Annotated in this window: 16 protein-coding genes; 9 read left to right on the top strand and 7 right to left on the bottom strand. The window is 70.0% G+C overall.

All coding sequences use genetic code 11. From position 1 onward, the window contains the following. Nucleotides 1–6 precede the first annotated feature (6 nt). From ACZ7L6_RS02385 to ACZ7L6_RS02370, 4 genes are all read left to right on the top strand, one after another. A complete protein-coding gene (locus tag ACZ7L6_RS02385; RefSeq protein ID WP_471920065.1) occupies nucleotides 7–2,274 on the top strand; it encodes an ATP-binding cassette domain-containing protein in 2,268 nt (755 codons plus the stop codon). A 101-nt stretch (nucleotides 2,275–2,375) separates the two neighbouring features. Further along, nucleotides 2,376–3,152, top strand: coding sequence for a dimethylargininase (gene ddaH / locus ACZ7L6_RS02380; RefSeq protein WP_433051404.1), 777 nt, complete (start codon nucleotides 2,376–2,378; stop codon nucleotides 3,150–3,152). A gap of 217 nt (nucleotides 3,153–3,369) precedes the next feature. Next, a complete protein-coding gene (locus ACZ7L6_RS02375; RefSeq protein WP_471920064.1) occupies nucleotides 3,370–4,347 on the top strand; it encodes an acyl-ACP desaturase in 978 nt (325 codons plus the stop codon). Nucleotides 4,348–4,418: 71 nt separating this feature from the next. After that, a complete protein-coding gene (locus ACZ7L6_RS02370; RefSeq protein ID WP_471920063.1) occupies nucleotides 4,419–6,890 on the top strand; it encodes a glucosidase family protein in 2,472 nt (823 codons plus the stop codon). Here the strand turns inward: ACZ7L6_RS02370 and ACZ7L6_RS02365 are convergent. Further along, nucleotides 6,871–7,116 (bottom strand): WhiB family transcriptional regulator, encoded by a 246-nt coding sequence (locus tag ACZ7L6_RS02365; RefSeq protein WP_471920062.1) that lies wholly within the window; start codon nucleotides 7,114–7,116, stop codon nucleotides 6,871–6,873. The genes ACZ7L6_RS02370 and ACZ7L6_RS02365 overlap by 20 nt on opposite strands. Before the next feature lie 226 nt (nucleotides 7,117–7,342). On the opposite strand from ACZ7L6_RS02365, the gene ACZ7L6_RS02360 reads away from it, so the two are divergent. After that, complete coding sequence (locus tag ACZ7L6_RS02360; RefSeq protein ID WP_471920594.1) at nucleotides 7,343–8,134, top strand: VOC family protein; 792 nt, start codon at nucleotides 7,343–7,345, stop codon at nucleotides 8,132–8,134. A gap of 46 nt (nucleotides 8,135–8,180) precedes the next feature. On the opposite strand, the gene ACZ7L6_RS02355 is transcribed toward ACZ7L6_RS02360, so the two are convergent. Then, nucleotides 8,181–9,218, bottom strand: a complete 1,038-nt coding sequence (locus tag ACZ7L6_RS02355; RefSeq protein WP_471920061.1) for a LacI family DNA-binding transcriptional regulator — start codon at nucleotides 9,216–9,218, stop codon at nucleotides 8,181–8,183. A gap of 447 nt (nucleotides 9,219–9,665) precedes the next feature. Beyond that, on the bottom strand, nucleotides 9,666–10,673 hold the full coding sequence (locus tag ACZ7L6_RS02350) for a multicopper oxidase domain-containing protein (RefSeq protein WP_471920060.1): 1,008 nt from the start codon (nucleotides 10,671–10,673) through the stop codon (nucleotides 9,666–9,668). A 178-nt stretch (nucleotides 10,674–10,851) separates the two neighbouring features. On the opposite strand from ACZ7L6_RS02350, the gene ACZ7L6_RS02345 reads away from it, so the two are divergent. Both ACZ7L6_RS02345 and ACZ7L6_RS02340 read left to right on the top strand, forming a co-directional pair. Next, entirely contained in the window at nucleotides 10,852–13,335 is a 2,484-nt protein-coding gene (locus tag ACZ7L6_RS02345; RefSeq protein ID WP_471920059.1) for a ThuA domain-containing protein, read from the top strand. Nucleotides 13,336–13,391: 56 nt separating this feature from the next. Continuing rightward, nucleotides 13,392–15,545, top strand: coding sequence for an OmpL47-type beta-barrel domain-containing protein (locus ACZ7L6_RS02340; RefSeq protein WP_471920593.1), 2,154 nt, complete (start codon nucleotides 13,392–13,394; stop codon nucleotides 15,543–15,545). Here the strand turns inward: ACZ7L6_RS02340 and ligD are convergent. Further along, the gene (gene ligD, locus ACZ7L6_RS02335) at nucleotides 15,532–16,644 is read right to left on the bottom strand and encodes a non-homologous end-joining DNA ligase (protein WP_471920058.1); all 1,113 of its coding nucleotides are present in this window, start codon (nucleotides 16,642–16,644) and stop codon (nucleotides 15,532–15,534) included. The genes ACZ7L6_RS02340 and ligD overlap by 14 nt on opposite strands. A gap of 125 nt (nucleotides 16,645–16,769) precedes the next feature. Continuing rightward, a complete protein-coding gene (locus ACZ7L6_RS02330) occupies nucleotides 16,770–17,024 on the bottom strand; it encodes a hypothetical protein (RefSeq protein WP_471920057.1) in 255 nt (84 codons plus the stop codon). 173 nt (nucleotides 17,025–17,197) lie between these two features. Here ACZ7L6_RS02330 and ACZ7L6_RS02325 point away from each other — a divergent pair, with 173 nt between their 5' ends. After that, a complete protein-coding gene (locus tag ACZ7L6_RS02325) occupies nucleotides 17,198–18,268 on the top strand; it encodes an ATP-dependent DNA ligase (RefSeq protein WP_471920056.1) in 1,071 nt (356 codons plus the stop codon). 111 nt (nucleotides 18,269–18,379) lie between these two features. Here the strand turns inward: ACZ7L6_RS02325 and ACZ7L6_RS02320 are convergent, their stop codons facing one another. Further along, nucleotides 18,380–19,570 carry a zinc-dependent alcohol dehydrogenase gene (locus ACZ7L6_RS02320; protein ID WP_471920055.1) on the bottom strand — a complete coding sequence of 397 codons (1,191 nt, stop codon included), beginning with the start codon at nucleotides 19,568–19,570 and terminating at the stop codon, nucleotides 18,380–18,382. 280 nt (nucleotides 19,571–19,850) lie between these two features. On the opposite strand from ACZ7L6_RS02320, the gene ACZ7L6_RS02315 reads away from it, so the two are divergent. Continuing rightward, a complete protein-coding gene (locus ACZ7L6_RS02315; protein ID WP_471920054.1) occupies nucleotides 19,851–20,801 on the top strand; it encodes a DUF3048 domain-containing protein in 951 nt (316 codons plus the stop codon). 30 nt (nucleotides 20,802–20,831) lie between these two features. On the opposite strand, the gene ACZ7L6_RS02310 is transcribed toward ACZ7L6_RS02315, so the two are convergent. Continuing rightward, nucleotides 20,832–21,296, bottom strand: a complete 465-nt coding sequence (locus ACZ7L6_RS02310) for a MarR family winged helix-turn-helix transcriptional regulator (protein ID WP_471920053.1) — start codon at nucleotides 21,294–21,296, stop codon at nucleotides 20,832–20,834. Between the last annotated feature and the right edge of the window lie 21 nt (nucleotides 21,297–21,317).

Raw genomic sequence — 21,317 nt, 5'->3', positions numbered from 1 at the left:
GAGGGCATGGCCGATTTCACGCCCGAGTTCATCACCATCACCGGAGCCAGGGAGAACAACCTCAAGGACGTCACCCTCCGCATCCCGAAAGGCCGGCTGACCGTGTTCACCGGCGTTTCGGGATCGGGGAAGTCGTCGGTCGTCTTCGACACGATCGCGGTGGAGTCGCAGCGCCAGCTGAACGAGACCTTCACGTGGTTCGTGCGCAACCGGCTGCCCAAGTACGAGCGCCCGCACGCGGAGGAGCTTCAGGACCTCTCCCCCGCGATCGTCGTCGACCAGCGGCCGATCGGGGGCCATTCACGGTCCACGGTCGGCACGATGACCGACATCCACTCGGTGATCCGGGTGCTGTTCTCCCGGCACGGCACCCCGAGCGCCGGCCCCGCGACCGCGTACTCGTTCAACGACCCCTCGGGCATGTGCCCCGAGTGCGACGGCCTCGGCCGGACGGTCCGGCCCGACTGGGACCGCATCCTCGACCCGGACCGGTCGCTGGCCGACGGGGCGGTCCGCTTCCCGCCGTTCGCCGCGGGCACCTGGCAGGGGCAGGCGTACACCAACAGTTCCGAACTCGACCCGCACAAGCCCGTCGGGCGCTTCACGGCCGCCGAGCGGGAGTTCCTGATGTACGGCCGCCCCGGCAGCAAGGTCACCGTGAACGGCAGCGGCGGCACCTGGACCACCGACTACGAGGGCCTCGCCACCCGCTTCGAGCGGCTGTACCTGAAGCGGGACCTGTCGGCGATGAGCCAGAAGACCCGTGACCTGGTGCGGGAGTTCCTGGCGGAGGGCACCTGCCCGGTCTGCGACGGGGCGCGCCTCAACGCGGCGGCGCTCGCGACGCGCATCAACGGCCTGAACATCGCCGACTGCGCCCGTATGCAGGTCACCGACCTCATCGCCGTACTGAAGGACATCGACGACCCGGTCGCCGGACCGATCGCCCGCGCCGCCGTCGCCGCCCTCGAACGCATCGACACCATCGGCCTCGGCTACCTCAGCCTCGGCCGTGAGACGTCCACGCTCTCCGGCGGCGAGGGGCAGCGCCTGAAGACGGTGCGCCACCTGGGCTCCAGCCTGACCGGCATGACGTACATCTTCGACGAACCCAGCGTCGGCCTGCATCCGCGCGACGTCGGCCGCCTCGGCGAGCTGCTGCTGCGGCTGCGCGACAAGGGGAACACCGTGCTGGTCGTCGAGCACGACCCGGATGTCATCGCGCTCGCCGATCATGTCGTCGACATGGGGCCGGGAGCCGGCGCGGACGGCGGGCGGGTCGTGTTCGAGGGAACGCCGGGTGAGCTGGCCGGGTCGGGCACGGTGACCGGGCGGTGCCTGGGCCGCCGTACGGCGCTCAAGGAGGACGTCCGGCAGCCGACCGGCGCGCTGTGGGTGAAGGGCGCCGACCGCCACAACCTCAGGGACGTGACGGTGGCGTTCCCGACCGGCGTGCTGACGGTCGTGACCGGCGTCGCGGGATCGGGAAAGAGCACGCTGGTCGCGGAGTTCACGGACACCCATGCCGACACCGTGGTCGTGGATCAGTCGTCCATCGGCGTCTCGGCGCGGTCCACCCCGGCGACATACGTCGGGATCATGGACACGGTGCGGAAGATCTTCGCCCGCGAGACGGGCAGCGAGCCGGGGCTGTTCAGCTTCAACTCCTCCGGGGCGTGCGGGACGTGCGAGGGGCGCGGGATCATCTACACCGACCTCGCCTTCATGGATCCGGTGACCACGACCTGCCAGGACTGCGAGGGGCGGCGCTTCAAGGACGAGGTGCTGGACCTGACCGTCGACGGGAGCTCCATCGCGGACGTCCTGGAGATGACTGCGGACCAGGCGCTGGAGTTCTTCGAGGACGCGCCCGTACGGCGGCGGCTGCGCGCCCTCCGGGACGTCGGCCTGACCTACCTGACCCTCGGCCAGCCCCTGTCCACGCTCTCCGGCGGTGAGCGGCAGCGCATCAAGCTCGCTACGCGGCTGCACCGTACGGGTGCGGTGTACGTGCTCGACGAGCCGACGACCGGCCTGCACATGTCGGACGTCGACGGGCTGCTCGGGCTGCTGGACCGGCTGGTCGACGCGGGCAACACGGTCGTGGTCGTCGAGCACAACCTGGACGTGGTCGCGCACGCCGACTGGATCATCGACCTGGGGCCGGACGGGGGCCGGGACGGCGGCCGGGTGATCTTCGAAGGGCCTCCACGACAGCTCCTCCAAGCCCGCGACTCCTTCACCGCCGAGCATCTCAGGAGGGCCACAGCCTGAGCCCGAGGGTTTTGTACGGGCGGGTAGGCCCTGCATGATGGCGGTTCGGTGCCCCGTGCATCATGGGCACCGAACCCTGCCACCGATCCGGAGATCCCGTCGTGCCCAGCAAGAAGGCCCTCGTCCGCCGCCCCAGCCCGCGCCTCGCCGAAGGCCTGGTGACGCACATCGAGCGGGAGAAGGTCGACGTCGATCGCGCGGTCGAGCAGTGGGAGGCGTACGTCGAGGCGCTGCGTACGCACGGCTGGGAGACGATCGAGGTGGACCCTGCCGACGACTGCCCCGACTCCGTGTTCGTCGAGGACACGGTCGTCATGTACCGGAACGTCGCGCTGATCACCCGGCCCGGCGCCGAGTCCCGGCGCGAGGAGACCATCGGCGTCGAGGAGGCGGTGGCCTCGCTCGGCTGCTCCGTGAACTGGATCTGGGAGCCGGGCACGCTGGACGGCGGTGACGTCCTGAAGGTCGGCGACACGATCTACGTCGGCCGCGGCGGCCGTACCAACGCGGCCGGCGTCCAGCAGCTGCGGGCCGCCTTCGAACCGCTCGGGGCGCGTGTCGTCGCCGTACCGGTCAGCAAGGTGCTGCACCTGAAGTCGGCGATCACGGCGCTGCCCGACGGCACGATTCTGGGCCGTATCCCCCAGCTGGACGCCCCGTCGCTGTTCCCCCGCTTCCTGCCGGTGCCGGAGGAGTCCGGGGCGCATGTGGTGCTGCTCGGCGGCGACAAGCTGCTCATGGCCGCGAGCGCGCCGAAGACGGCGGAGTTGCTCGCCGACCTCGGCCACGAGCCCGTTCTGGTCGACATCAGCGAGTTCGAGAAGCTCGAAGGATGTGTGACATGTCTCTCGGTGCGGATGCGGGAGCTGTACGCCTGACGGCCTGAGCGGAACACTCTTCCAGCCCCGGGACCTGCGGGTCGCGGGGCTTTTCACATGTCTGCAAACTCCCGGTGGGAGGGCTGCTGATCAGCAGTCTTTACATCGCTCTTAACCTACGGCTTCGTAACCTACGGATTCGTAGCCTACGATCCCGTAAGTTCCGGCAGCCGCTCGCCGGTCACTTGTCTGTGTTGTGCGTCCCCCTGGAGTTCCCGTGACGATCACTTCCCCTCACCTCGGCAGCCCGTCCTCCGCCTGGACCGACGCCCGACTGCTGTACGCGCTGGAGGAAGTGGTCGAGCAGGAACTCAACCGGCATCTGAAGGTCGCCAAGGACTGGATGCCGCACGAGTACGTGCCGTGGACCGACGGCCGCAACTTCCCCGGCCTCTTCGAGGACGGCGAGGCCTGGGACAAGGAGCAGTCCAAGGTCACCGAGATCGGCCGCATCGCACTCGTGGTGAACCTGCTCACGGAGGACAACCTCCCCAGCTACCACCACGAGATCGCCTCGCTGTTCGGCCGTGACGGCGCCTGGGGCACCTGGGTGCACCGCTGGACCGCGGAGGAGGGCCGGCACGGCATCGTGATGCGCGACTACCTGCTCACCTCGCGCGCGGTGGACCCGGACAAGCTGGAGCAGTTCCGCATGTCCCACATGAGCGAGGGCTTCGAGTCGGACAACCGGCACTCGATGCTGCACTCGGTCGCCTATGTCGCGTTCCAGGAGCTCGCGACCCGCATCTCGCACCGCAACACCGGCCACCAGTCCGGCGACCCGGTCTGCGACCGCATGCTGGCGCGCATCGCGACCGACGAGAACCTGCACATGGTCTTCTACCGCAACCTGCTGAAGGCCGCGTTCGAGCTCGCCCCCGACCTCACCATGCAGGCGGTGCGTGACGTCGTCGTCAACTTCCGCATGCCCGGCCACGGCATCCCCGGCTTCGAGCGTGCGGCGGCCCAGATGGCGATCGGCGAGGTCTACAACCTCCGTATCCACCACGACGACGTCCTCCAGCCCGTCCTGCGCCACCTGAGGGTCCTGGAGATCGACGGCCTCGGCCCCGAGGGCCTCCAGGCGCAGGAGGAGCTGGGCCTCTTCCTGGGCGGGCTGAACGCGGAGGCCTCGAAGTTCGACGAGAAGCTGGCGGCCCGCAAGGCCCGGATGGCGGCTCGGGCCGGAGGCTGACCCTCCGTACTGTCGTAGCGATTTACGACCACCCCCTGCGGTGCAACGGTGCCCACAGGGGGTGAAACACCATGGCCCAGACCCATGAGTGGATGTTCTACGAGGTCATGTGGCGCGCCTGGGCAGGGCGGGACCGGATCCCGTATCCCGTGCCCTGGTGGGCGCAGCAGGCCTTCCGGCGCTGGAGCGACGACTTCGACTCCGGCACCTACGACTCCAAGGAGGCGGCCCTCGCCTCGAACGCCCTGTACCGCTACTGGCACATGGTCGGGGTGAAGGACCACCGTCAGGAGTCCCTGATCGGGCAGGCGGGCGAGATCGAGCCGGTCTACGACAAGTACTGCCTGTCCTTCTTCCTGCACGACCCGGCGACGGGCACCTTACGCCTGCCGCAGCTCCCGGACGGTGGACGGCTGGAGCAGCGGATGGAGGCGCCGCATCTGCCGGTCGTCCTCACCACCTTCCGCACTCCGGAGGACGTGGAGTTCGTGCAGCGCACGTTCGCCACGACCGTCGGGCCCGATCAGCGCGACCTGGTCGTCAGCCGCGTCACCGTGGGCAGCCCGACCGGTGAGGTGCGCGAGGGGCTGCTGTGCGCGGCCGTCCTGCCGGCCGGGCCGAGCGGGTTCGAGCGGCACGACCGGGGCGGGCGGCACAGCACCGACCGGCGGCTGACGTTCCTGCGGTATCTGCCGGACGAGCAACGGGTGGAGACGAACGCGGGCTGGGGTCCGGTCTTCGACACGCCGCCCGATCAGTACGGCGTCTACGGCAACACCGAGTTCTCGTCCGACCCGGACTCCTACCTCACCCACAGCCCGTTCCACGACCTGGTGACCGGCGGCAAGCCGAACGGCGCGCTGCAGGCGCAGGACCAGGTGGCCGGATTGTGCAGCGCGGTGTTCGCCTGGCCGTTCCGGGTGGTGGACGACGAGGTCTTCGAGATCGACGTACGGCTGCCCGTCGACCTGTTCAGCGGGCCGGCCGATCTGGCGGAGCTCAGGGGTACACCGAGCGCCGAACTGGAGGCGGCCAACCGGGACTTCTGGACGGCGAAGCTCCTCGGGCAGGGCCTGCAGCCGGGACTGCCGCGCCCGGTGACGCATCTGACCGACCTGTTCCGGCAGGCGCGCGCGCAGCTGCTGATCCTCTCCGACCACGGCGAGATCCACCCGGGCCCCACGGTCTACGACTCCTTCTGGATCCGCGACTCGTCCGTGGAGGCGACGGCATGCTCGCTCGTCGGCGACTGGGCCCTGGCGGAACGGCAGTTGGGCACCCACTACCCGCTGAGGTTCAACCGCGGCACGGGACGGATCGGGCCGTGCGCCGAGTACGGCTTCTACGGCGGACCGCACGAGAAGGACGACCGCGAGTGGGACAGCAACGGTCAGGCGCTGTGGGCGATCGGCCGCCACGACCGTACGAGCGGCCCGCGTTCGGCCTTCGGCGCCCGGCTGTACGTCCCGTACGTGCGCGACGCGGCACGCTGGATCCGCGACAACCGCGACGGGTTCGGCCTGCTGCACAGCGGCTGGAGCGCCGAGCACCTCGGCGAGCGCGACAAGCCGCACTACTGGGACGACCTGTGGGCACTGGCCGGGCTGTACGAGGCCGCGCGCCTGGCCGAGCGGATCGGGGCGCCGGAGGTCGGTGAACTGTGGGGCACCTTCGACGACGTGAAGCGGGCGACCGGCGACTCGATCCGCTGGGTGCTGGACGAGCAGCGGCGGCGCGGGGCGTGGGAGACGTACATCCCCGCCGGTCCGGGTGACGTGGGGCGCCTGGACTCGACGATGATCGGCACGGCCGCCTACTTCCATCCGCTGCGCCTGCACATGGGCAGCAAGCTGGGCGACGACATCGACCGAGCGGCGCGCTACACGCTCGACACGATGTACGCCCACTTCGTCACCGGCGGTTTCCGGCACGAGGCGGCCTGGAACGCGTACGGGCCGTATCTGACCATGCAGTTGGCGCACGCGTATCTGCTCGCGGGTGACCCGGAGCGCATGGACGCGCTGCTCGGCTGGACGGTCGCGGCGGGCTTCCCGGCGGTGGCGGGGCGGCCGGTGGCGCTGGGCGCCTGGAACGAGCAGCATGCGTTCCCGGTGGCCTCGGACTTCCGTGAAGTGCCCTACAGCCGTTGGTACATGGGCGACATTCCGCACGGCTGGGCGGCCGCCGAGTATCTGCTGCTGCTCCGCGACATTCTCTTCTTCGAGGCCGACGAGGACCGTGACCCGCATCTGTACATCGCGCCGGGGGTGCGGCCGCACTGGGTGCCCGGACCTGAACCGGTCGTCGTGGACGCGGCGCCCACGCTCTTCGGGGAGCCCTTCGGCTACCGGCTCGCCCACGATCCGGCGGAGCGGACGGTGACGGTCGACATCACCCGGGCGCCGCAGGGCGTGCGGTTCGTCTACCCGTGCCGGTTCGGCACGGTGCGCTCGGTCTCGGCGAACGACCAGGAGCTCACGGTCACGGGGCAGGACGTGCGGGTAGCCGCCGGGACATGGCGCTTCAGGGTGACGTACGCCTGAGTTCCAGTCTCTCCTTCTCCGAGAGACCGCCCCAGACGCCGAAGCGCTCGTCGTTGTTCAGGGCGTACTCGAGACAGGCGGAGCGCATCTCGCACATGCCGCAGATGCGCTTCGCCTCCCGCACCGAGCTCCCTGGCTCGGGGAAGAAGAAGTCCGCTCCGGTCTGTGCGCACAGTGCCTGGGCCTGCCAGTCCGGGACGGCGAGCTTGATCGTTTCGATGTGCATGGCCGATATCGTGCCGGGGGGCGAAAAACGTTCGATCAACGCGGGATCAACGCCGCGCCCGAGGGCCTCCGGCCGCCCCGATGGTCTCCCGTCGCCCTCCTCGGCGCACGGCGGCGCGCGGGAGCGGAGGGCGGTTCAGCCCTCGGCAGCGTTCCGGCAGCGGTTGTCAGTGGGCGGTGCAAGACTCGGCAGAGCAGACGACGGGACCCTTCCGAGGAGGGCGATGATGCTCACCACCCGTTATGTCACGGGCGCGCCGAACTGGATCGACCTCGGCACACCCGACATCGACGGCGCCAGTGCCTTCTACGGCGCCCTGTTCGGCTGGCGGTTCCAGCCGGGCGGACCCGAGACCGGCGGTTACGGCCTCTTCCAGCTCGGCGGCAGGACGGCGGCCGGCGGTATGCAGACCACCGAGGAGCAGGGCCCGCCCTCCTGGACCGTGTACTTCCAGACGCCGGACGTGGACGCCACGGCGAAGGCGGCCGAGCAGGCGCACGGCTCGGTGCTGATGCAGCCCATGGACGTGATGGACCTGGGCCGTATGGCCATCCTCGCCGACAAGGCGGGCGTGCCCTTCGGCCTCTGGCAGCCCGGCACCAACAAGGGCCTCGACGTCGTACAGGAGCCGGGCTCGCTGTGCTGGCTGGAGCTGTACACCCCGGACGTACCGGCCGCGGCTGGTTTCTACAACGCGACGCTCGGCCTGGAGACCTTCGCGCTCGACTTCTACGGCGGCACCTACACGACGTTCAGCCCCGGCGGGGAGGGGGAGGACGCCATGTTCGGCGGCGTCGTCGACAAGGCCGACGATCCGGCGGAGGCGCAGGGCCCGGCCTACTGGCTGCCGTACTTCGAGGTCACGGACACGGATGCCACGGTCACCCGGGCGCAGGAGCTGGGCGGCACGGTCCGTATGCCCGCCACGGACCTGCCGGACGTCGGCCGCATCGCCAAGCTCACCGACCCGTACGGGGCACGCTTCGCGGTGATCAAGAGCGCGCCGGCACCGAGCTGAGGGGAGGGCCCGGCACGTGCCTGCACGCCCTTCCGGCGCCGGCCGGCTAGGCGGACGCGCGCCGCACCAGCGTCGTCGGCAGCACCACGCTGGACGGCGCGGCGCGGACGCCCTGCTCGACGGTGCGGCGGTCGGGACCCCGCAGCAGCAGCCGGGCCATCAACCTCCCCATCTCCTCGATGTCCTGACGGACCGTCGTCAGCGGCGGGTCGGTCTGCTCCGCGACCGGCAGCATGTCGTCGAACCCGACCACGGCGACGTCGTCGGGCACCCGGCGCCCGGACTCGCGCAACACCCGCAGCGCCCCCGCGGCGGTGAGGTCGTTGGCGGCGAACACGGCGTCCAGGTCGGGGCGGCGTGCGAGCAGCTCGCGCATCGCCCGTTCACCTCCGGCCGGTGTGAAGTCGCCCTCGACGATGAGCCGCGGGTCGGCGTCGACCATGACGTCCCGGTATCCGTCGAGCCGGTCCACCGCCGATGTCTGGTCGAGGGCGCCGGTGATGTGCGCGATGCGGGTGCGGCCGAGGCCGGCGAGGTGCCGTACGGCGTCACGGGCGCCGCCGCGGTTGTCGCTGTCGACATACACCACGCCGCGCTGGTCGCCGCTCCAGCCGGGCCGTCCGCCGAACACGGTGGGGACTCCGGCGCGCTGGATCAGCCCGGGCAGCGGGTCGTCGAGGTGCAGCGAGAAGACGAGGGCCCCGTCGACATGCCCGCCGGCGAGATAGCGGGCGACGCGGGCGTGGTCGTCGCGGCCCTCGGTGAGGAGCAGCACGAGCTGGTTGTCGTGGGCCGTCAGCTCCTTGCTGATGCCGCGCAGTTGCAGGGCGAAGAAGGGGTCGGCGAAGACGCGGGTCTCCGGTTCGGCGACGACGACGGCGACGGCGTCGTGCCGCCGGGTGACCAGGCTGCGGGCGGCCTGGTTGGGCACGTACCCGAGTTCCTCGACGGCCTTGCGGACCCGCTCGACGAGCGGCTCCCTCACCCCGTCCCCGCCATTGACCACCCGGGACACGGTGGCCCGTGAGACCCCGGCCCGGGCGGCCACTGCCTCCAGGGTGGGGCGCGGGGCGGTGTCGGTCACGTCGGGGCTCCTTGTCCGAGGTTGCGGATCAGGATAGCCCTGGCGGGAGACGGAGGTGAGAGCGCTCTCCGATCACCGGGATCCGGAGGCCCGAGGCGCGCGGAGAACGGTACGGACGCCGTACGACCGGATGCTCCATTCGGCCGATCTTGTTTGGCACACCCCTCGACGGCGGCGGAGGCTGCTGCTGATGGCCGCCCGGGTCGGGGGCGGCGCGACCCGGACAGGAGATGCCATGTGGACCACCCGCACGAGAGAGACAGTTGCCCGAGGACTGCGCCGAGCCGGCGTGTCCCGCAGATGGTGGCTGCTGTTCTCCGTCGGCGTGGCCCTGGGCCTCATCGGCTCCAGCAGCGCGGGGGCCGCCGAAGCAGGTCGGGACTGCTGAACACGCCGACGGGGGCGTAGGCGGAACGGGGCGCGGACGCCCGCACGGCCCGGGATCGGTCAGTGCTCGTGCTCGGCCTGCTGATGTCCGTGCTCATGCGGCTCGTACCCGGGAATCGTCCCGTCCGTCTTCTTCACCAGGAACAGCCCGACCATCCCCATGTCCGAGTGGCTCTGCACATGGCAGTGGTACATCCACGCCCCCGCTCCGACGCCCTCCCCCGCGATCACCTGGAACCCGAAGGAGTCCGCCGGTCCGACGATCTTGTTGTCGATGACCTGGCTGGGGTCGTCCGGCCCGGTGAGCATGCCCGTGCGGTTGTCCGCCCAGCGGTGACCGTGCATGTGGAAGGTGTGGTAGTACTCGCCGTGCGTGATCACCACGAACTCGACGCGATCGCCCACCGTGGCCTCGAAGTTCGGACCGCTGTGCGCGGGCTTGTTGTTGATCAGCATGTCGTTGAAGACGACCGTGTGGGTCGCGTCCGGGAGGATGTCGCCCTTGCGCCGGACGATCACCGGCCCGTACAGGCCCTTGCGTATGCCACCCGTGCCGTGCTCGGTGCCGACGACGTGGTCGTGGTAGTGCCAGTAACCCGCGCTGCCCGCCCGCCAGGTGCCGTCCTTGCGACGGCCGGGGGCGTGGGTGCGCCAGGTGTAGGTGCGGGTGCCGCCGGGCTCGACGTCGCTCTTGTTCAACTTGGTGCCGTCGCTGGTGATTTCGTAGTCCAGGCCGTGGACGTGCAGGCTCACCGGTACGTCCATCGTGTTCTGGAACTCGATGTGCAGGGTGTCGCCCTCGTTGAGCTCGATGAGCGGGCCCGGGACGGTCGCCTTGCCCTTCTCGAGGCCGTAGCCCATCTGCCCGTCGGCGAGCTTCTCGGCGTACAGCTTGAGGTGCCTGACCTCGCCGCCGGCCGGGGCGGTCTTCGGCGGGGTGTCGGCACCGACGGCCTCCGGCACCGACGCCAGGGACAACGATGTCGCGACGGTCGCGCCACCCAGCAGTACGCGTCTGTTGAAGGTACGCCTGTCGAAGATACGCCTGTTGATGCTGCGTCCGTTCATACCGAACTCCCCACGGCGGTACGGAAATTACGGGGATGAACCGCTGAGACGGTACCGGCCACTCCCTCGTTTATCCACACTCAGGACAAAGTTCTCCCCAATGCGGTCATAGGTATTGGCGAGTTGTTCAAAGGGGTCTAGCTTCCTTGTCGCTGTTGCTGTGACCGTGGAGGTGCCCATGCACTTACGAGGGTTGAGCACGAGGAGACACACCTGGGTGGCCGGAGTGACCGCCGGGATCGTCGCCGCCGGACTGATGGCGGCCCCGGCCGCCGACGCACGCCCGGCCCCGGAGCCACCCCTGACAACGATGTCCGTCAAGTCGCCGCCGGGCGGCGCGAATGTCCGGGTGCTGATCTTCTACGGATCCGCGGCCGCAGGCGATGAGTCGCCGCTGGTGAACGCCGGTATCGAGGCGATCGAGAAGATCGGCCTGTCCGGCCCGGCCGACCAGCGCTTCAAGGTCGAGGCCACGAACGACGCCTCGCTCTTCACCGATGAGACGAAGCTCGGCCGCTTCAACGCGATCGTGTTCCTGACCGGCGGCGGCGATGTCCTCGACCCCGAGCAGGAAGCGGGCCTGGAGGCCTACATGGAGGCGGGCGGCGGTTTCGTCGGCATCCATGACGCGGCCCGCGCCGAGCCCTACTCGGACTGGTTCACCGGCCTCGTCGGCGCCCGCCCCGCGGCCGGCGGCCCGACGACCGTGCAGCGGGCCGTCGTCGAGGTCGGCGACCGGCGGCATCCGGCCACCAAGGAACTGCCGTTGCAGTGGAAGCGGCCGGACAAGTGGCTGAACTGGGTGAAGAACCCGTCCGGCACCGTGCACACGGTCGCCCGAGTCAGGGAGTCGACATACCAGCCAGGGTCGACTGCCAACGGCTGGGACCACCCCGTGAGCTGGTGCCGCGACTACGACGGCGGCCGCTCCTTCTACACCGGCATGGGCGGAACGGTGTCGTCGTACGACGAGACCGACTTCCGTACGCATCTGCGCGGCGCCCTGCTGTGGACGACCCGGCTCGTCCAGGCCGACTGCAAGGCCACCATCACCGGCAACTACAAGGCCGAGCGCCTCACCCAGCCCAACCAGCCCGGCCAGAACGACCAGATCGGCGAGCCGCACGGCCTGGTCACCGCGCCCGACGGCCGCGCCCTCTACATCGGCCGGGGCGGCGCCGACTCCTCCCAGCCGGTGGTCACCGACTGGAACAACCCGGACATCGGCAAGGGCAAGGGCGAGATCCACGTCTACGACCCGAAGACCAAGAAGGTCACCCTGGCCGGGGCGTTGACGGTCTTCGGCAACAAGGGCGGGGGCGACGAGCTGATCAAGGTCGAGGAGGGGCTCCTCGGCATCGAGATCGACCCGCGCTTCGAGGACAACGGCTGGGTGTATCTGCACTACACACCGCACTCGCAGATCAACCGCGACACACGGATGGCCGAGCGGCGCGTCTCCCGCTTCACGCTGGACCTCACCACCGACAAGCTGGACCTGAGCAGTGAGAAGGTGCTGCTCAAGTGGCCGGTGCAGATCCACAGTTGCTGCCACGCGGGTGGCGGGATGACCTGGGACTCGAAGGGCAACCTGTACATCGCGACCGGCGACAACAACTCCAGCCGCTTCAGCGACGGTTACTCGGGCAACAACCCCGAGCCCGACTACAAGGGCGTGTCCTTCGCCGACGCCCGCCGCACCGCCGGCAACACCAACAACCTCAACGGCAAGATCCTGCGCATCCGCCCCGAGCCGGACGGCACGTACACGCTCCCGGAGGGGAATCTCTTCACCGGCAAGGAGACCGACGAGGGCGGCGGCAAGACACGCGGCGAGATCTATGTGATGGGGGTCAGGAACCCCGCTCGCATCTTCGTCGACAAGAAGACGGACATCCTGTACGCGGGCTGGGTCGGCCCGGACGCCTCGGCGCCCTCCCCGACGTGGGGCCCGGCCAAGTACGACACCTTCGCCGTGATCACCAAGGCGAGCAACCGGGGCTGGCCGTACTGCATGGGCAACAAGCAGCCCTACCGGGACCGCAATCTGCCGGATCCGACGAAGCCGCTCGGCTGGTACGACTGCGACCACCCGAAGAACGAGTCGCCGAACAACGACGGCCTGGTCAACCTGCCGCCGGTCACCGGCAACAACATCTGGTACTCCCCGCAGGGCGGCGCCCCCGACTTCCCGCGCGACGCGAACGGTGTCCCGTCGTACAAGCAGGAGCAGTCGAAGTACCTGCTGCCGTGGCTCAAGGGCGGCGGGCAGGCCGCGATGAACGGGCCGGTCTACCGCTACGACGCCGTCTCGGCCACCAGTGACGTCAAGTGGCCGGCGTACTGGGACGGCAAGTGGTTCGTCGGCGACTTCTACGACGCCGACCAGCCGCGCAACGCGGTGATCACCGACCCGAAGACCCAGGGGGAGGGCGGTCTGCCGGTCCACTCGGAGTCGCTGAAGAAGATCGTGCCGGTCGGCAACGACGGCATCAAGAACCTCATGGACTGGAAGTTCGGCCCGGACGGCGCGCTGTACGTGCTCGACTACGGCCGCGGCTTCTTCACCTCGGACGCCAAGTCGGCGCTGTGGCGGGTCACTTACACGGCTGGCGGTCCGACCCCGGCCGCCGACCAGCTGGCGCGGGGAGGAGCTCAGTGATACGCCGACGACATCAACGAAGAGTCTGGACGGCCTTGTTGGCCGCGCTGCTCGTGATGCTGGGCCTGCAGTCCGCGCCCGTCGCCGTCGGACAGCCCGACACCCCCGCCGCGGCCGCCGCACAGGTGCTCACCTGGACGGCGGGCGACGACATCACCAAGTACGCGTCGGCGCCGGCGACCGCGGTGGCCGGTCAGGCGACGATCGTCTTCGAGAACAGTACGGCGACGGGCAACACCACCGGAATGCCGCACACGCTGACGTTCGACACCTCCGATCCGGAGTTCAACAACGACGTCCAGCTCAACATCCTCGCCAACCCGAACGACGACCAGGGCGGCCGCCACACCGCCGAGGTCACACTCACGCCCGGCCGCTACCGCTACTACTGCACGATCCCCGGCCACGGGCAGATGCAGGGCATCCTCGTGGTGACCGAGGGCGGCGGCGAGGACACGACGGCACCCGAAGCGTCGGCGCACGTCAGCGGAACGCAGAACACGCAGGGGCAGTACGTCGGTTCGGCGAGCGTGGCGATCCACGCCACCGACAACGAGGGCGGTTCCGGAGTCGACCGCGTCGAGTACGCGATCGGCGACGCGGGCGCCTGGCAGCCGTACACCACGCCGGTCGTCGTGAATCAGGTGGGCGACCACAAGGTCCGCTACCGCGCCTTCGACAAGGCGGGCAACGTCTCCGCCGAGAAGAGCGTCCAGTTCACGGTCGTCGCGCCGCAGACCGACGACACGACCCCGCCGCAGACATCGGCGACGGTCAGCGGCGAGCAGAACCCCGACGGGACGTACATCGACATGGCGACGGTCACCGTCTCCGCCTCCGACACCGGTTCCGGGGTCAACACCATCGAGTACGCGATCGGCTCCGGCGCCTGGCAGCCGTACACCGCTCCCGTGATGGTGCACGGGGCCGGGACCCATACGGTGCGTTACCGGGCGGCCGACAAGGCGGGGAACGTCTCCGCCGAGAAGAGTGTGCAGTTCACGGTCGTGGCCGCGCCCCCGCAGGACACGACGCCGCCGGTGACGGGTGTGACCGTCGAGGGCACGAAGAACTCCGACGGGGCGTACGTCGGCAACGCCAAGGTCACCGTCACGGCGACCGACGCGGGCGGCTCGGGGGTCGACAGGATCGAGTACTCGATCGACGGCGGTCCCTACCTCGCGTACGGCGCGCCGGTGGTCGTCGACCGCGCGGGCACGCACACCCTCGCCTACCGGGCGACGGACAAGGCCGGCAACACCTCCGCGGCCCGCACGGTGACCTTCACGGTGGTGTCCAGTCAGGTCCCGGCCCCCAACTGCCCCGAGTACGACGAGCGGTTGACGGTGATCGTCGGCACGGTGGACTCGGGGGTCCCGAACCGGCTCACCAACAGCCGGTGCCGGATCAACGAGTTGATCGAGGACGAGAAGGAGTGGACGTCGCACGCGCTGTTCCTCAAGCACGTGACGGCGGTCCTGGACAAGCTCCTGAAGGAAGGGGTCGTCGACCAGCGCGAGTACAACGCCATCCGCAAGGCCGCGCGCGAGTCGGGGATCGGCAGGCCCGGCCAGACCGAGGGCTACCGCACGATCCTCGACGGCAGCACGGAGTCCTTCGCCAAGTGGCAGCAGGTGGGCGGCGGTTCGTTCGCGCCGAACGGCGACGGATCGATCACGAGCGGCACCACGAAGCAGGGCCTGGGCATGCTGTGGTTCCCGGAGCGCAAGTACGGCGACTTCTCGCTCAAGCTCCAGTGGCGTGACGACGCCCCGGGCACCGGGAACGCCAACTCCGGTGTGTTCGTCCGGTTCCCGTGGGTCCACGACCACCCCGAGGAGTCGCGTCCCGAGTGGGTCGCCATCAAGTACGGGCACGAGGTGCAGGTGCTCGACCGGCCCGACGGCGACATGTACAAGACGGGCTCGATCTACGGCTTCGACCGTGTGGGACTCGCCGGTGCCGGCGTCACGCAGAAGGGAACCTGGAACGACTACGAGATCCGCGTGGTCGACCAGCACTACTCGGTCTACCGCAACGGCGTGCTGATCAACGAGTTCGACAACACCGGAGGCCAGGAGTTCTCCCCGCCCCGCTCGGACGACCCGGGCACGGACGGACGCCGGTTCGCCTCCGGCTACATCGGGCTCCAGGTGCACGGCACGACGGATGTGATCTCGTACCGGGACATCCGGATCAAGGAGCTGTAGGTTCCGAGGGAGGCGCCTCCGACGGGGGCGCCTCCTTCTTCGTCGCCGACTTCTTCGTCGCCGGCTTCTTCGTCGCCACCTTCTTCGTCGCCGTCTTCTTGGCCCGGCTCGGCTGCACCCGCTTGGGCTCCCCCGGCATCTTCGGGTACTCGGGCGGGTACGGCAGGTCGCCGAGGCCGTGGTCGCGTTCGTCCTTGTTGGCCAGCTCCAGCAGGGCCTCCAGGGAGAAGCGGTGGTCGTCCATGTCGGCGTGTACGTCGCCGAGTTCGGCGAAGCGCGCGGGCATGGTCGCGATGTCGAAGTCCCGGGGGTGCGCCTCGCCGACCTCCTCCCACCGCAGGGGTGCCGAGACAGGGGCGTGCGGGCGTGGTCGTACGGAATAGGCGGAGGCGATCGTGCGGTCGCGGGCCGTCTGGTTGTAGTCGACGAAGATGCGTTCGCCCCGCTCCTCCTTCCACCACTTGATCGTCACGTGCTCCGGCATCCGGCGTTCCATCTCCCGGCCGATCGCGATCGCGGCCCGCCGCACCTGGGTGAAGGTCCAGCGTGGCTCGATGGGCACGAAGACGTGCAGGCCCCGCCCCCCGGACGTCTTCGGCCAGCCGCGCAGGCCGCCGAACTCCTCGAGCACGCCCCGTAGTTCATGGGCGGCGCGCACGGCGTCGGCGTAGTCCGTGCCGGGCTGCGGGTCGAGGTCGATGCGCAGTTCGTCGGGGCGGTCGACGTCGTCGCGGCGCACGGGCCAGGGGTGGAAGGTGAGGGTGCCGTACTGGGCGGCCCACAGGACGGCGGCCTCCTCGGTGGGGCACATCTCGTCGGCGCTGCGGCCGCTGGGGAAGGTGATGTGGGCGGTGGGGATCCAGTCGGGCATGTTCTTGGGCGCCCGCTTCTGGAAGAACCACTCGCCGGTCACGCCGTCCGGGTAGCGCTCCAGGGTGGTGGGGCGGTCGCGCAGGGCGCGCAGGATGCCGGGCCCTACGGCGATGTAGTACCGGGCCAGGTCCAGCTTGGTGAAGCCGCGCTCGGGGAAGAAGATCTTGCCCGGGTTGGACAGGCGCACGGTTCTGCCACCGGCCTGGAGTTCCACCGCTTCGCCCATGCGAGCCACGGTAGGCGCAGCGGACACACCTCGCACACCGGGCGGTCGGGGCCGGCTGCGCGCGGAATCGGGGCACGGACCTGCGGAGAACGGCTCAGGCGCAGGTCAGTCGGGGTTACCGAGTCTCATCCCAAACACACGGGGAGTGTGATGGTGAGGAGGCAGTGGTCGGTGCCCCGGTCTCCACGCGGGCTCGACTGGCCGGCCGTGGTCTTCGCGGCGTCCTGACGGGCGAACGGCGCGGCCACGGCGGATACGGCCGTCCCCACCCCGCAGGCCACGGCGATGACCAAGGCGGCGCTGACCGTGCGCAGCGGCAGCCGGAGCCGCTTCGGCCGGTCCGACCGCGTATTCACCTCTGTGTCCACCTGGATGTTCATGGGGACACCTTGCATGACCGTGCCGCACAGTGCTCCCTGAGCGCGACTGATCGACTGAGGCACACTTCGTCACAACCCAGCCGTCAGGCAGCGACAAAAGCACAGGCAGAGCGGCCCCCGCCGGACGAATCGCGCAGCGCGCGGACACCATCGACGACTCGTACAGTCGGAGCATGGACCTGCCGGTGATGCCGCCCGTGAAGCCGATGCTCGCCAAGTCGGTGGCGAAGATCCCGCCGGGCATGCAGTACGAGGCGAAGTGGGACGGGTTCCGGGCGATCGTGTTCCGCGACCGGGACGAGGTCGAGCTGGGCAGCCGTACGGGCAAGCCGCTGACCAGGTACTTTCCCGAGCTGGTCACGGGGCTGAAGGAGCGGCTGCCGGAGCGGTGCGTGCTGGACGGGGAGATCGTGATCGCGCGCGAGGGGCGGCTGGACTTCGACGCGCTCACCGAGCGCATCCATCCGGCCGACTCGCGGGTGCGGATGCTGGCCGAGAAGACGCCGGCGTCGTTCGTGGCCTTCGACCTGCTGGCGCTGGCGGACGAATCGCTGATGGAGACTCCGCTGGCGGACCGGCGGGCGCTGCTCACCATGGCGCTGTCCGGGGTGAGGGCGCCGGTTCATGTGGCACCGGCGACGACCGACATCGAGACGGCCGAGGGGTGGTTCGAGCAGTACGAGGGGGCGGGCCTGGACGGGGTGATCGCCAAGCCGCTCGGCCTGCGCTATCTCCAGGACGAGCGCGCCATGTTCAAGATCAAGCACGAGCGGACGGCGGACGTCGTCGTCGCGGGTTACCGCCTGCACAAGAGCGGCCCGATCGTGGGCTCCCTGCTGCTCGGCCTGTACGACGACAGCGGCGCACTCCAGCACGTGGGTGTTTCGGCGGCGTTCCCCATGAAGCGGCGCGCCGAGCTGGTCGAGGAGCTGGAGCCGCTGCGCATGGAGGATGTCGCGGGGCATCCGTGGGCGGCCTGGTCCGACGAGGCGGCTCATGAGTCGGCCCGGCTGCCGGGGGCGCCGAGCCGCTGGTCGGGCAAGAAGGACCTGTCCTGGGTGCCGCTGCGGCCCGAGCGGGTGGCGGAGGTGGCCTACGACCACATGGAGAACGGCGTGCGCTTCCGCCACACGGCCCGTTTCCGCCGCTGGCGCCCGGACCGCACGCCCGAGACCTGCACGTACGCGCAGCTGGAGGAACCGGTCCGCTACGACTTGGCGGAGATCTTCGCGCCGCAGGCCTGAGCCGCCCAGTCCGAGCCACGAAGGCTGAGCCCCGGACGCTGAGCCACGGAGTCCTGAGCCTCGCCGCCATGCGCCTCGCCGCCATGCGCGTCGTAGGCCTGAAGCCCCGCGTCAGGGCTTCATCAGCACCTTGATCGCGCCCTCCTGCTTGCGCTGGAACATCTCGTACGCGTGCGGGGCGTCGCTCAGCGGCACGCGGTGGGTGGCGAAGTCGTCGACGCCGAGGGGGTCCTCGTCCGTCAGGTACGGCAGGATGTCGTCGGTCCAGCGGCGCACGTTGGCCTGGCCCATGCGGATCTGGATCTGCTTGTCGAACAGGGTCAGCAGCGGCAGCGGGTCGGCCGTGCCGCCGTACACGCCGGACAGCGAGATGGTGCCGCCGCGCCGTACCAGGTCGATGGCGGTGTAGAGGGCGGCGAGCCGGTCGACGCTGAAGCGCTCGGCCATCGGGCCGCTCAGCTTGCGCGGCAGCAGGGCGGACGTGTTCTGCACCAGGCGGGCCACCGCGCTGCCGTGGGCCTCCGTGCCGACCGCGTCGATCACGGCGTCGGGACCGCGGCCGTCGGTCCGGTCGCGGATCGCGGCGACGAGTTCCTTCTCGTCGTCGAAGGACCGCAGGTCGAACGTCTCGACGCCCCGCTCGCGCGCCCTCCGCAGCCGCTCGGGGACCAGGTCCACACCGAACACCCGCCCGGCGCCGCGCACCTGGGCCACCCGGCAGGCCATGTCGCCGATGGGGCCGAGGCCGAGCACGGCGATGCTGCCGCCCTCCGGGATCTCGGCGTAGCGGACCGCCTGCCAGGCGGTCGGCAGGACGTCGGAGAGGTAGACGAACCGGTCGTCGGGCGGCCCTTCCGGGATCTTGATCGGGCCGAACTGCGCCTGCGGTACCCGCAGATACTCGGCCTGCGCACCCGGCACCGAGCCGTACAGGCGGGTGTAGCCGAACAGGGCGGCGCCCATGCCCTCGCCGGTGACCTGGGTGGTCTCGCACTGGGTCGGCAGGCCGGTCAGGCACATCCAGCAGTCGCCGCAGGCGATCTGGAAGGGCACCACCACCCGGTCGCCCGCCTGCAGGTCCATCACTCCCGCGCCGACCTCCTCGACGATGCCGATCGGTTCGTGACCGAGGATGTCGCCCGGGGTCATGAACGGGGTGAGCACCTCGTACAGATGCAGGTCGGAGCCGCACAGCCCGCTGGACGTGATGCGGATGACCGCGTCCGTCGGCTCCTGGATCTGCGGGTCCGGCACGTTCTCCACGCGGAGGTCCCGCTTGCCCTGCCAGGTCACTGCCCTCATCGCCGCGCGCTCCCTCCGTCACGTGTGCGTCCGCTCGTACGGTGGCCGCCGGGTACCCCGGCGCTCCCCCGCCGAACCGCCGGGCCGAACCGCCGGCCCCCAGACCGCCGACCGTCCTGACCATGCGCCGATCGACGGATTCCTGAAGACAGCCGGAGTCGATCGGGTATGTGCACCTATGAACTGATAAGCGCACAATTAGTGACACAGACTGGGCGGGTGGTGGCGGGTGACCACGGTGGGCAGGAAACGAGGGGCGCGAGCGAGACGCGCCACACCCATGGCGGCGCTGGTGGCCGCCGCACTGGCCGCCTCCCTGGCGGCCGGCTGCACGACGTCGGACGGCACGCGCGACGACGGCCGCGGTCAGGAGCAGCCATCGGCGCCGAGCGGGAGCGCAAGCCGGGAGAACCGCAAGGCGATCCTGGCGGTGAAGATCGACAACGTCCGTGCCGCGCGGCCCCACACGGGCCTGAACGAGGCGGACATCGTGTACGTCGAGCAGGTCGAAGGCGGGCTGAGCCGCCTGATGGCCATGTACGCCCAGAAGGTGCCCAAGGTCGTCGGGCCGGTGCGCAGCGCCCGCGAGACGGACCTGGAGCTGCTGCGTCAGTTCGACCGGCCGATCCTCGCGTTCTCCGGCGCCCAGAGCAAGCTCATGCCGCTCATCAACAGGGCGCCGCTCCAGGCGGAGCCGCCCCACAAGGGGTCCAGCGCCTACTTCCGCAGCAAGGCCAGGCAGTCGCCTCACAACCTCTACCTGCGACCCCGCCAACTGGTGCCTGTCGCCCCGGGTACGGACGTCCTGACGACCGGCTTCCTCTTCGGCGCCGCCCCGCCGGGCGGCAAGGCCACGACCTCGTGGACGGTGCGATTCGACGCGGCCCGGTACAGGTTCACGTGGTCCAGGAGCCAGGACCGCTGGCTGGTCGCCATGGACGGCAGGCCCGCCGTGACGACGGACAGCAAGCCGGTGACGGCCGGGACGGTCATCGTGCAGTACGTGAAGGTGAGCAAGTCCCCGTTCCACGACGCCACCGGCAAACACACGCCGTACAGCCGGACGGTGGGCTCCGGGAAGGCGACCGTGCTGCGCGACGGCCTCGCCTACGACGGCGTGAACTGGAAGCGCCCGAAGGCCTCGGGCGGCACGACGTTCACGACCCGGGACGGCAAGCCGATGAAGTTCCAGCACGGCCAGGTGTGGGTCGTGCTGGCGCCGACGCGCTGAGCGGCGGAGCGAAAGCGGCCGGACCGGCGCTCAGGGCTGTGCGACGAGGGGTTCCGCCGGGTTGCGGAGCCCCTCGGCCGCATCCGCGACCCGCCGGATCAGGTCGAAGAACAGCGTCTGCTCCTCGGCGGAGAGGGGAGCCAGGAAGACCTGGTTCATCCGGGCCGTGCGCACGGTCAGCTTCTTGTGCGTACGCAGTCCCTCGTCCGTGAGACGGAGCAGGAAGCGGCGGCCGTCCTGGGGGTCGCGGACCTTGTCGAGGAGCCCGCGGCGGCCGAGCCTGCTGATCACCTCGGCGATGGTGGACCGGTCGAGTCCGACCCGCTCCCCCACCGTGCGCTGGTCCAGGCCCGGCTCGGCGACGAGCGTGTTGAGGACGGCGAACTGGGGCGAGGTGATCTCCTCGGAGACCATCGTGTTCCACAGCAGGTAGTGCGCCTGCTGGAGCCGCCGGGCCAGATGCCCGGGGTGGCTGGTGAGGTCCACGGCGGCCATGTGCACTCCTGAGGGGGTCAA

Source organism: Streptomyces sp. NPDC107522, from assembly GCF_055657525.1.
Note: the sequence above shows the minus strand (reverse complement) of the source record. Positions and strands in the feature narration are given on the sequence as shown.